The sequence below is a fragment of the Dyella sp. 01N36 genome, assembly GCF_056399745.1.
Map to the genome: position 1 here is coordinate 1 of NZ_JBFTRY010000111.1, position 12,013 is coordinate 12,013.

The window sequence follows — 12,013 nt, forward strand, 5'->3', positions numbered from 1 at the left end:
GCGTTGATCAGCAAAGGTGCGCGGTAGTGCTCGTGGCCGGCATCGATAAACCAATGGCCCGGTCCATGTTCAATCGAGCGGATGTCGACATTGCAGCGTAGTTGGCCACCCTGTGCCCGCAGGCCGCGAAGAAAGCCCTGGTGCAGTTCGTTGACGTCGATGTCGGCAGCGCCGGATTCGTACAAACCGATTTGCGCCGCCTCAGGACGCAGGACCGGTACCGTTTCCTGCAGCCATGCCGCATCCACCACGCGCAGGCCGCGTGTGCGCGGCGCCATCTCTGCATGCAGCGCGTGTACCTTCTCGATGTGATCCACCGTGCCGATGCTCAGCGAGCCGCGCGGCGAAAGCACTGGGTGCCCCGCGAAGCCCTCAGGCGGATGATCGAAGAAGCGGCGCGCGGCACGCGTCAAGGCACGCACCTGCGCGGATCCGTAGGTCTCGGAAAACAGCGCTGCCGAACGCCCGGTGGAATGCATGCCGGCATGCTCTTCGCGCTCAAGCACCAGCACGCGCGCATGCGGTGCGAGAAAATAGGCGACGGAGGCGCCGGCCATGCCGGCACCGATCACGATCACATCGACGTCGTGCAGCGTACTCATGCCTTGTCGCTATCCCGGGCGGTTTGACGGGCCACCACACTGGTGGCGGTGAGATCGGCAGTGACATTGCCCAAGGTCGCGAGCGCATCGGGCAAGGCATCCACGGCCAGCATCAGGCCCAGCGGCCCCACCGGCACGCCCATGGCCTGCGCCACCGGCAGATTGGTCGCCATGAAGCTGACCGCGCCGGGCAGYCCCACCGATCCGAGACTGATCACCACCGCCAGCAAGGCCGCGGCAAACAGCGGCGCCACGCCCACATCGATGCCGTACGCCCAGGCGATGAAACACGCCGACGTCACGTACTGGATCGGGCTGGTGAGACGACAAAGGCTGACGGCCATCGGCAGCACCAATGCATTCACCTGCGGTGGATAGCCTAGACGGCGCTCTGCGCTTTCGAGCATGGCCGGCAACGAAGCCAGCGACGACTGCGTGCTTGCAGCCACGATCTGGGCCGGAAGCAGCGCGGGCACGAAGCGCCGCAGCGTTTCGCCGCCCCATACGATGGCGACCGGCAGCATCAGCAAGGTGACCGCGAGATACAGCAGGCATTCCACCAGGACATAGATGCCCAGCGCGCTCAGCATATGCAGGCCAGCACGTGCGCATACCGCGAGGATCAGGGCGAACACGCCCAGCGGCGCCACCCACAGCACCCAGCGCACCACCACGATCATGGTGTCGGCAATGGCCTGGAAAAACGACACGATCAGCGCGCGGCGGGTGGCATCGATACGCGTCAAGCCGAAACCGAAGAACAGCGCGAACACCACCAGCGGCAACATGGCGCTCTGCGCCGCGGCCATGATCGCGTTGGCGGGCACGATGCCATTGAACCACTCCGCCCAACCCACGGCAGCGGCCACCGGCGGCGCGTGTGAGGCCACCGCGCTGTCGAGCGCGGCCGTCAGCGACGGATTATGTGGAAACAGCGCAAACAACCGCGGTGCGGCGACGGCGGCGAACAACGCGCCGCCAGTGAGTATCAGCAGGAAGGCCACGATGGCACGCCGCGCGATGCGCCCRGAGGCCGCCGCGTCGCTGGCCGTGTTCACGCCCACGACTACCAGCGCAAACACCAGGGGCACCACGGTCATCTGCAATGCGTTCAGCCATAGACGTCCAAACGGTTGCACGGCGTCGGCTACCGGTAGTGCCGCGCCAGGCCACCAGGCATCCAGGCTCAGGCCACCGACCGCGCCCAGGACCAAACCAATGAGTACCCTCGACGTCGGACTCAAGGCTGCTTGCCCAGCGAAGGCAGCTGCCAGGACGCCTGCAACCGCTCGTATTCGCTTTGTGGCAGCAGGACGAATACCGGCTGCTCCTCGGGCTTCATCCAGCTCAGCAGACGGCGCATCACCGGCTCGGGCATGGCGGTGCAGCCGGCGGTCGCGTCGGTCGGCGATTTCCAAAGGTGCGCGAAGATGCAACTGCCGCCGCCCGGCTTGCCCTTGGCGTTGTGCTCGATCACGAAGCCGATCTTGTAGCGCTGGTCGCCGTCCAGATGCAGGTCGCGGCGCATCGGTTCGCTGGCGCCCTCCACCGCTTTCTCGCCGACCTTCCTGGTATCGACGATCTGGTTGTAGTACGGCGAACCATCAACATCGACGCACCAGTCGGTGTCCTGCATCGCCTCGTAAGGCATGTGCGTATCGGCCCTGGCGGCGTAACCGAAGACTTCGCCAACGCGATACACACCGGCGGCGGCACGGCCGTCGCCTTCGTGCTTCTGCGGGCCGTCGGCCTGCGCGGCATTCAGACCGAGGCCCCAGGCGGAACCCGAGCGCCCCACGGTGACCGCTTGCGCGTCCACGATCGGCTTCCAGCGGTTGCCTGAGCGCTCGTACGCACGCAGCACGCCGTGGTCGGCGTTCCAGTCCGGCGTGATCACCAGCACCATCTGGCGCGAAGCCTGCCAGGCCAGCGGTTGCTCGGCGGCAAACACCGCGGCGACCGGCGCCACCGTGGTCAAGCTCAACGCGGCGGCAAGAAGATGACGAATCACAAAGCGACGGGCGGGAGAAGTCATGCGATTCCGCGAAATGGGAGACTAGGGTTCCAGCATCTGCTGGACGCGTTCGAGATTGGCGAGCAGCTGGACATGGCGGTGTTCGTCGCCTTCGCACAGCTGGACGTAGACGCCATCGAGCAGATGCTGCAGCGCCGATTGGTAGAGCACGGGCTGGATGTAAGGACGATCGTCGTGGGCGGACACCAGCAAGGCGATGTCCGCGATCGCACGCAGCGGATTGGACGTGTGTCGCGTCACCGTGATCAGGCGACCGCGGCGCTCGCGGAAGAAGCGACCGATCTTGCACAGCGCCGGATGGTTGCCGTGCTCGGAAAATACCAGCAGCACGTCGCCTGCCCCGGCAGCGGAAACGCTGGCCGCCATGCGCGGCGCATCGAAGTTGTGTATCGACGGCACGCCCAGCAGCGACAGGCGCAGCGCGAAGCTGCGCGCATAGATGTCGTCGTCGCCCAGGCCGATCATGAAGACCTTGCCCTTGGTGCCGGCCGTGGCAATCGCTTCGGCCACGGCTTGCAGGGTCTCGGGGGCATTGATCAGGCGCGTCTCTTCTTCCGACTCAGCCTTGCGCCGCCACAGATTGCCCGAGGCCGATTCGTCGAAGGCCGCCTTGGCCTGCGTGGCGACATGGGCGGCGTCGCCGTTGTCGGCACGGGCAATCGCCTCGCCGACGGAATACTTGAGGTCCGGATAACCTTTGAAGCCCAGCTTCTGGGTGAACTTGACCACGCTGGACTGGCTGATGCCCAGCGCGTTGGCCAGTTGCTGCGAGGAGTAGTCGCGCAGCAGCTGGGCGTTTTCCAGGATGAAATCGGCGATGCGCCGCTCGACCGCCGACATCTGGTCGCGTTCGGAGCGGATTTTCACCAAGGGCGACATATCAAGCTTCCAGCTTTTCCAAGCCACGAATCTCCCGGATACCCAATCCAGGCGCCTCGGTGACCGAGATCTCCGACTCGTTGAAGACCACGCCCCCGTCCACCGGGTTGTACTGGCACAGCGAGGGGCCGTCCAGATCCACCTTGGTGATCACCGCCGACTTGGCCACCGCCACGTGCACTGCCGCAGCGACGCTGATGCTGGTTTCCAGCATGCAGCCGATCATGCATTCCACCCCGTACATGGCGGCGATGTCGGCAATGCGGATGGCGTTGGAGATGCCGCCGGTCTTCATCAGCTTGATGTTGATGATGTCGGCGGCGCGCATCTGGATCAGGTCGATCACCTCCATCGGGCCGAACACGCTTTCGTCGGCCATGATGGGGGTGTGCACGCGCTCGGTGACGTAACGCATGCCTTCGAGGTCGCGCGCCTTCACCGGCTGCTCGACCAGTTCCAGCCGCACGCCGGCGTCTTCCAACGTCTGCAGCGCGTAGACCGCCTGCTTGGCGGTCCAGCCCTGGTTGGCGTCGAGGCGCAGCAAGGCGCGGTTTTCCACCGCGGCATAGATGGCCTTGACGCGCTCGATGTCCACACCGATGTCCTTGCCCACTTTGATCTTGAGCGACTCGAAGCCGCGCTCCACCGCGCTCACCGAATCGGCGACCATCTTGTCGATGTAGTCGACGCTGATGGTGATATCGGTGGTGATCACCGGATCGCCACCGCCGAGCAGCTTGTAGAGCGGCGCGTTGTACAGCTGGCCCCACAGGTCGTAGAGGGCGATTTCCACCGCCGCCTTGGCGCTGGTGTTCTTCTCCATCGAACTCTGGATCAGCTGGGTCAGGCGATTGAGATCGGCGATTTCCTGGCCGACCAGGCGCGGCGCGATGTAATGGCGGATCGCATCGACGATCGAACCATGGGTGTCGCCGGTGATCACCGCCGTGGCCGGCGCTTCACCGTAGCCGATATGGCCACTATCGGTATGCACCATCACCACGATGTCTTCGACCTGGTTGACGGTGCGCAGCGCCGTCTTGAACGGCGTCTTGAGCGGTACGCGCAGCATGCCGAACTGGATGTCGGTGATCTTCATGGGAGGCGGAAGCTTCCTGTCTTCGATAGGGAATGGAGGCGCAAGACGATCACGGATGCACGCGCACGATGCTGGTCATGCGGTCGACATAGGTGTGCTTGTCGTCGTACATCAGCGGCAGCAGCGGCGTCACCGACACTTCGTTGAGCTTGACGCGGCGCGTGCCGCCCTTGCCGTCGCGATAAGACATGCCGCCCGTATCGTGGATCACGTAGGGCTCGCCATCGAGCTTGCCGATCACCATCATCACGTGGCCAGGGATATAGACCAGGTCGCCCACCTGCAAGGCCATCGCGGCCTTGAGGCGCGCGTCGTGGCTGTCCTTGTCGCCGAAGGTCTGATGCGTGAGGCCGGGACTGATCGCCTGCTTGCTGGTGTTGCGCGGCATCTGCACGCCCATGCTGCGATAGACGTCCGATACGAAGCCGCTGCAATCGCGGCCATCGTAGTCGTGGCCCCAGCCGTAKCGCTCGCCRAGGAACTTGAACGCTTGGCGGATGATGTTGGCTTCCGTCAGCGGCAAATAGGTGTCCTGCGTGTCGACGTTGCGCTGGATCAATGCCGGCGAGAACGCGAGCTTGCCATCGGCTTGCCGGATCGGCAGATCGACCACGTACGACGCATAGGGCGACTGGCCGTTCACTGGCTCATCGGCCGGATGATCGGACAGCACCGGCACGGCCACACCCATATCCAGCTGCAGCTGCGATACCGCCGGCTGCTCCGGCGTAAACACGGTGCGGATGGTTCCGCCCGTCACCACGCGTTGCGGCAGGCGCGTGCCATAAGTTAGCACCTCGACCGCCGAACCCTCGGCGACATTGTCGCGATGCGTCCAGGCGGCATAGCGCTCGCTCACCACGAACAGCCAGCGGCCGTCGCGGCTGGTGTGCGCGATCAGCACCGGCGTACCGGGAAATTCGGCGGTCTCCTGGAAGCGATCGATGTCTGTATCGTCTTTCGAGGTAAACACGCGCGTGTCGGTGGGATACGTACGCAAGGCCGCGCGCTGCACGATCATGCCGTAGCGGCTGGTCTGCTGTGCCGGCACGGCATCGAGCGCGAGCGCGTCCGCGAGCTGCGCGCGCAAGCTGTCGGGCACCGGCTGGCCCTTGTCGTCAAACAACGGGCGCTTGGGATACTGCGAAAGGTCGTTGATCCAACCAGTCACCATGGCGCGATCGACGTTGGCCGGGACGCCATGCAGGTCGTGCATGGACCCATCGACCCTGAGCAGCTTCGCGTTCTGCGCGCCGATGGCATCGATGCCCGCAAGCACGCGATCAGGCTGCGCCAGCTGCTTGATCCAGAAATCCGGCGCCAGCATCGCGTTGTTGCTGATGCCGAGCACGCCCGAAGGCGGCACGGGGACGGGGTCGGGCCGCTGGTCCGCCAAGACCGGGGCCGCGGCCAGCGCGGCGAGCAGACACAACGTCAGGCGAGGCATGAGTCGCATGCTGATTCCTATGCAATGGCCAGTGACGACATGACGGACGCCACCAGCAATCCAAACCCTGTACCGAGGATATAGCCGAGCAAGGCCAGCAGGATGCCCACCGGCACCAGTGAACGCGAGTAGCTGGCTGCGAGTATGGGCGTGGCTGCCACGCCGCCGATGCAGGCGAGCGAGGAAATGCCGCACAGATACAGATCGAAGTGAAATACCCGCGCGGCCAGCGCCAGCAGCACGGCATGGATGGCGATGATGCAGACGCCGCACATGAGATACAGCGGCGCCGAGGCAATGCCGTCGAAATTGCTTTGCGAGGCCAGGATGGCCACCACGCTGATCAGCATGGCGCTGGAAATCGTGCTGGCGCCAGCGAAGCGCGCCAGCGGTGTATGCGCAGCCACCAGACCGAAGGCAGTGGACAGCATGATGGTCCAGGTGGTGGACGACACCATCTCGGTTACCGGCAGGCGCCCGGCAAGCCATGCGGACAGCGCCGCCACCAGCAGGGCCATGCCCAGCCACAGCAGCACGTTCTCGGAGGTGGTCGGGCCGTGACTGCGCGAGGGCTCCACCACCATGTCGGCGCTGGAGGTGGCGCGAGTCCAGCGGTTGAACTGGGTGGCCACGCGGCCCAGGCCAAACAGCACCACCACCCACATCGAGTAGCACAAGGCATCGGTGAGCAGCGAAAACGCCAGCAGGCGATCGGGCATGCCGATGGCTTGCTTGACCGCCACCATATTGGCTGTGCCGCCGATCCAGCTGCCCGACAGCGCGGCCAGCGGCTGCCAGGCATCGCCTTTCAGCCACACGCGGAACATCAGGAAGGTGCCGACGAAGGCAATGAACAGGCACACCATGGTGACGAAGAAAACCGCAAGGACGCGCGGCCCCAGCCGGTAGATCGCCCGCAGATCGCAATTGATCATCAGCAGGAATAACAGGGCCGGCACCAGGTGCTCGATGAGCATGCCCTGGGTGGCGCGGATCTCCGCATTGACCTGCCACAGACCCGTGACCGCCAACGCGGTCACCAGCAGATAGGTCAGCACGATCGGCGGCAAAACCTCGAAGAAACGCCACTTGTAGCGCCGCTCCAGGGCGGGAAACAGGCCCGCTGCCAGCAACATGACAGCGAGATAAGGCCAGGCCGTGTGGATCATGCGTCCCCTTTGAATCCCCGATCATCGTCGTCTTTGGAATATCTGATTCGGACGACGTTTGCTCGAAGCATAAATTATTGACCGTCGATTGCAAGCGTGCTACACAGCGACTTCGCTTTTTCTTACGGGGAAGTGGCAGGTGCAGACGGTGCGACCCATCTCATCCTTGCGACGTCGGCAATTTTCGCTGGCGACGGCGCTTGCCTGCCTGCTGCTCGCCGGTGTCGCATCGGCCGCCACCCAAGCCCCGGTGCAGCATGCCATTGCGCAGATCGATGCGGGGCAATTCAGCGCGGCTGAAGCCGATATCACGAACGCACTGGCCCAACCAGGACTCTCGCCGGAGGCGCGCGATGCGCTGCTGTTCCAGCGCGAACGCATGCGCCGCATCCGACTCGACTTCACGCTCGATGCCGATGCCGCCAAAGCACGACTGCGCAAGCAGATTCCCGACCTCACCGACGCGGAGTTCGCGCGCTGGGATCAGCAGGGCTTGCTCGAACATCAGGTGATCGACGGGCGCACGCTTTACTTCAAGCGTGCGCCGGGCAACCTGTTCCTGCTCAGCAAGGATGCCGCCGCACGGCGCACGCATCCGGCGCCGTCCAACGACGACCCGATGGAGAAGCTCAACGATCACCATCGCGACGCGCGTCGCGAAGCGCTCGCTACGCATCGCAGCAGCGTCACGCCCAACCATGTGCGCGTCACCGAAACCGTCACAGTCAACGCCGATGCCGTGCCCGCCGGCGAAACGGTGCGCGCCTGGCTGCCGTTTCCGCGCGAACTGCCGGGACAGCAGGAAGGCGTGCGCCTCGTCGACAGCCAGCCTGTCGGCGCTCAAGTGGCGCCGGCCAGCACGATGCAACGCACGGCCTATCTGGAGAAGCCGGCCGTCGCAGGCAAGCCGACCACGTTTGCCGTCACCTACGAGCTGACCATTTACGCGCAATACCACGACATCGATGCGTCCAAGGTGGTGCCGGCGAAGATCTCGCCCGAGCTTGCGCCCTTTGTCGCCGAGCGCGCACCGCACATCGTCTTCACCGACGACCTGCGCGCGTTTTCGCGCAAGGCCGTGGGCAACGAAACCAATCCGTATCGCATCGCGCAGAAGTTGTTCGCCGCCGTGGACCAGATTCCCTGGGCCGGGGCACGCGAATATTCCACCATCAGCAACCTCAGCGATTACACGCTGCATGCCGGCCACGGCGATTGCGGCGAGCAGACCATGCTGTTGATTGCTCTGCTGCGCCTCAACGGCATTCCTGCGCGCTGGCAATCGGGCTTCATCTTCTCGGACGGCAAGTACAACAACATCCACGACTGGGGCCAGCTCTATCTGGCGCCCTATGGCTGGGTACCGATGGACGTGACCTTCGGCCAGCTGCATCCGGCGGCGGGCGACGACCCTGCCTTGCAGTGGTTCTACCTCGGCGGGCTCGACGCCTACCGCATCGCTTTCAACAGCGATTTCAGCCAGCCGCTGGTGCCAGCCAAACAGTTCTTCCGCTCCGAAACGGTGGACTCGCAGCGCGGCGAGCTGGAGTGGCGTGGCGGCAACTTGTACTTCGATCAATGGGACTACGACTTCACGTGGCAGCTGCTGCCGGCGACTGAGCGCGCCAGCAGATAAGCGGTCTTTACATCAACGACGACAGAACCGGGGGAGACGGGGAAATGGTCAGTCGTACTTTTCGCAGGACCATGCTGTGCATGGCGTTGGGCATGGGTCTGGCTTCGATGGCCACGCCTCCGGCATTTGCAGGCAATAACGACGGCACGGTGGTCGGTCACACCGAACCCGGCGCACTCGTCACCATCAGCAATCCGCAGACGGGTTTCACCCGCTCGGTAACAGCCGACGACAAGGGCAATTACCGCATCTCGTTCCTCGCCATCGGCGATTACACGCTGTCCGTGGCCAAGGACGGCAAGACCATCACGCAGTCCACGCCCGTCACCGTGACGCTGGGCAACGCCACCACCGTGAACCTGGGCGGCAACAACGCGACCAACCTGTCGGCAGTCAATGTCACCGGCACGTCGATCATCACCGCGGTGGACGTCACTTCGACCGAGTCGTCCACCAATATCTCGCGTGAAGAGCTGCGTCGCCTGCCGGTGGATCAGAACATCGCCGCCGTGGCGACACTCGCGCCAGGCGTGGTGAAGGGCGCATCGGCCTTTGGCGGCTTGTCCTTCGGTGGCTCGTCGGTGGCGGAGAACGCCATCTACGTCAACGGCCTCAACGTCACCGACTTCTACAACCGCAATGGCTATTCCGAGGCACCGTTCAACTTCTACCAGGAATTCCAGGTGAAGACCGGCGGCTACTCGGTGGAGTTCGGCCGCACCACCGGCGGCGTGATCAACGCAGTGGCGCGCTCGGGTTCCAACGATTTCCACGCGGGCGTGGAAATGACGATGGAACCGGGGGCGTGGCATGCGCAGGCAGAGGATCGCTACGACGCCAACGGCAATCGCTACCTCACGGCCAGCGAGGACCGCGATTCGCTGATGAAGACCAACATCTACGCGTCCGGCCCGATCGTGAAGGACAAGCTGTTTATCTTCGCCATGGTGGAACAGCGCGGTGACAACCCGCGCAACACCAACGACGAGGGCACCACCCTCACCAGCAACAGCTCCAGTCCCGATTTCTGGGGTACCACCATCGACTGGCACATCAACGACAGCAACCTGCTCTCGCTGATGGCCTTCTCGGACAAGAGCAAAAACGTCGGCACCGTCTACAACTACGACTACGACACGCACACCATCGGCGCCAAGACCAATACCATCTACACGGACACCGGCGGCAAGAACTGGTCGCTCACCTATACCAACTACCTCACCGACAACCTGTCGATGAAAGTGTTGTACGGCGAGAACAAGCGCGAATCGTTCAATCGCGCGCTCACCGACCTCGATTGCAACCACGTCGCCGCTGAAACCGCCGTTCCCAAGCCTGGCGTGCCGTTGGGTTGCACGACGAATACGGCGGTGGAGAAGCGCAACGACAAGCGCAAGGAAGGCCGCGCCGACTTCGAATGGAAGCTGGAAGACCACCTGCTGCGTTTCGGCTACGACCACGAGGACGACGACTCTGTCTACAGTCGTCACTATCCGGGCCCCGGCGCGATCTACTACAACGTCTATGCGGCCACGCCCGGCTCGACCATCCCCAATCCCAACGGCGGCGGCGTGATTCCGCCGGGCTACAACGGCTATGTGCGCGCCCGCCGCTACGAGATCGCAGGCAACTTCGACACCACCAACAACGCCTTCTATCTGGAAGACAACTGGCAGGTGACGCCCAACCTGCTGCTCAACGCCGGCATCCGTCGCGATGGCTTCGACAATATGGACGCCGCTGGCCGCAGCTATATCAAGATGGACAATATGTGGGCGCCGCGCTTCGGCTTCTCGTGGGACGTGAAGGGGGACGGCACTACCAAACTCTATGGCAACCTGGGCCGCTACTACCTGCCGGTGGCCAACGTGATCAACATCAAGCAGGCCGGTGGCTTGCTCGACCAGCGCACGTATTACGCGTTTGGTGGCTGGCAGACGCTTACCGATGCCAACGGCAACCAGTACGCCATTCCCGTCCTCGGACCGCAGCTGGGCGGCGTGGACACGTCGCAGGGCGACGGCACCGTGCATGACCTGCGTTCGGAAGTGAACAAGGATATGCAGCAGGTCTACCAGGATGAGCTGATCATCGGCTTCCAGCAGATGCTCAATGACAAGTGGTCGTGGGGCGTGAACGGCACCTACCGCAAGCTGCACAATGCCATCGACGACATGGAGATCAGCGCCACCGGCAAGTGCGGTCCGGACGGCTACATCGGCTGGGTGATGGGCAATCCCGGCAAAAAGAACAAGGTGTGGGGCGACACCAACTGCGACGGCACGGCCGATGGCTGGGTCACCGTGGATACGTCCAAGGAAGGCTGGGCGATGTACGACGAGGATGGCAACTACCTGGGCCAGCGCGGCTGGGTGAATCCCAAGCGCACCTACACCGCGCTGGAATTCCAGCTGGATCGCGCCTGGGACAACAAGTGGTCGTTCAATGCGTCCTACGTGTTGTCGTGGAACCGCGGCAATGCGGAGGGCCCGGTGAACTCCGACACCAACTTCGACGACACCGGCCGCACCGAGAATTTCGATGATCCGTGGGTGAACTTCGGCGGCGACGGCTACCTGCCCAACGATCGTCGTCATCAGCTCAAGCTGCGCGGCACCTATGCCATCACGCCGAACTGGCAAGTGGCGGGCGACGCGAATATCGCTTCGGGTGGCCCCATCACCGGTTTCGGCGTCGGCAATCCGTATGACGCCACGGTGTACCACAGCTACTACATCTGCGTGGCCAACTGCGATGCGGCGCGTTCGGAAGATCGCGTGTACGAATCCTCGCCGCGCGGCAAATACGGCCGCATGCCGTGGACTTACACCCTTGGCGCCAGCATCACCTACTTGCGCCAGCTGGCCGACGTCGGCCAGCTGCGCGTGAAGTTCGCGGTCTACAACCTGCTCAACGAACAGCGCACCATCCAGGTGGACCAGGATCTGCAGACCACCATTTCCAACAGCACCAGTTCCACCTTCGAACAGCCCTTGCGTTTCCAGTCGCCTCGCTTTGCGCAGTTGACGGTGTCCGTGGACTTCTGATGAGTCCGTCCCCACCGGCAGCCTGCGCGATGCAGGCTGCCGTTTTTTTTGCGACAGGCTCGCCCATGATGGACACGATCGCTTCACCCTGCGCCAAGC

The 12,013-nt window shown here is 63.8% G+C and carries 9 protein-coding genes; 2 read left to right on the forward strand and 7 right to left on the reverse strand.

Going from position 1 to position 12,013, the window contains the following annotated elements; translation table 11 throughout:
- The 7 genes from AC1DMG_RS15295 to AC1DMG_RS15325 form a co-directional block, all read right to left on the reverse strand.
- Positions 1 to 602 (reverse strand): NAD(P)/FAD-dependent oxidoreductase (locus AC1DMG_RS15295; protein ID WP_477180716.1); only part of this gene is annotated, 602 nt, incomplete at its 3' end.
- Positions 599 to 1,846, reverse strand: coding sequence for a dicarboxylate/amino acid:cation symporter (locus tag AC1DMG_RS15300; protein ID WP_477175057.1), 1,248 nt, complete (start codon positions 1,844 to 1,846; stop codon positions 599 to 601). The genes AC1DMG_RS15300 and AC1DMG_RS15295, both read right to left, overlap by 4 nt.
- Complete coding sequence (locus tag AC1DMG_RS15305; RefSeq protein WP_477175058.1) at positions 1,843 to 2,637, reverse strand: L,D-transpeptidase family protein; 795 nt, start codon at positions 2,635 to 2,637, stop codon at positions 1,843 to 1,845. Before AC1DMG_RS15305 ends, AC1DMG_RS15300 begins: the two co-directional genes overlap by 4 nt.
- Positions 2,638 to 2,658: 21 nt before the next feature.
- Positions 2,659 to 3,516 (reverse strand): MurR/RpiR family transcriptional regulator, encoded by an 858-nt coding sequence (locus tag AC1DMG_RS15310; RefSeq protein WP_477175059.1) that lies wholly within the window; start codon positions 3,514 to 3,516, stop codon positions 2,659 to 2,661.
- 1 nt (position 3,517) lies between these two features.
- Positions 3,518 to 4,615, reverse strand: a complete 1,098-nt coding sequence (locus AC1DMG_RS15315) for a dipeptide epimerase (protein WP_441605423.1) — start codon at positions 4,613 to 4,615, stop codon at positions 3,518 to 3,520.
- Positions 4,616 to 4,664: 49 nt separating this feature from the next.
- Positions 4,665 to 6,071 (reverse strand): C40 family peptidase, encoded by a 1,407-nt coding sequence (locus AC1DMG_RS15320; RefSeq protein ID WP_477175060.1) that lies wholly within the window; start codon positions 6,069 to 6,071, stop codon positions 4,665 to 4,667.
- Between the two features lie 8 nt (positions 6,072 to 6,079).
- Positions 6,080 to 7,231 (reverse strand): DUF819 family protein, encoded by a 1,152-nt coding sequence (locus AC1DMG_RS15325; RefSeq protein WP_477175061.1) that lies wholly within the window; start codon positions 7,229 to 7,231, stop codon positions 6,080 to 6,082.
- 148 nt (positions 7,232 to 7,379) lie between these two features.
- On the opposite strand from AC1DMG_RS15325, the gene AC1DMG_RS15330 reads away from it, so the two are divergent.
- Both AC1DMG_RS15330 and AC1DMG_RS15335 read left to right on the forward strand, forming a co-directional pair.
- Positions 7,380 to 8,867: a transglutaminase-like domain-containing protein gene (locus AC1DMG_RS15330; protein WP_477175062.1), complete on the forward strand. Its 1,488-nt coding sequence runs from the start codon at positions 7,380 to 7,382 to the stop codon at positions 8,865 to 8,867.
- 44 nt (positions 8,868 to 8,911) lie between these two features.
- Entirely contained in the window at positions 8,912 to 11,914 is a 3,003-nt protein-coding gene (locus tag AC1DMG_RS15335) for a TonB-dependent receptor (RefSeq protein ID WP_477175063.1), read from the forward strand.
- The last annotated feature ends 99 nt before the right edge of the window (positions 11,915 to 12,013 follow it).

Excerpts from the sequence above, each read along its gene's own strand:
- AC1DMG_RS15335 (WP_477175063.1), top strand. The coding sequence starts at position 8,912 with ATGGTCAGTCGTACTTTTCGCAGGACCATGCTGTGCATGGCGTTGGGC.
- AC1DMG_RS15325 (WP_477175061.1), bottom strand. The coding sequence starts at position 7,231 with ATGATCCACACGGCCTGGCCTTATCTCGCTGTCATGTTGCTGGCAGCG.
- AC1DMG_RS15310 (WP_477175059.1), bottom strand. The coding sequence starts at position 3,516 with ATGTCGCCCTTGGTGAAAATCCGCTCCGAACGCGACCAGATGTCGGCG.
- AC1DMG_RS15315 (WP_441605423.1), bottom strand. The coding sequence starts at position 4,615 with ATGAAGATCACCGACATCCAGTTCGGCATGCTGCGCGTACCGCTCAAG.
- AC1DMG_RS15305 (WP_477175058.1), bottom strand. The coding sequence starts at position 2,637 with ATGACTTCTCCCGCCCGTCGCTTTGTGATTCGTCATCTTCTTGCCGCC.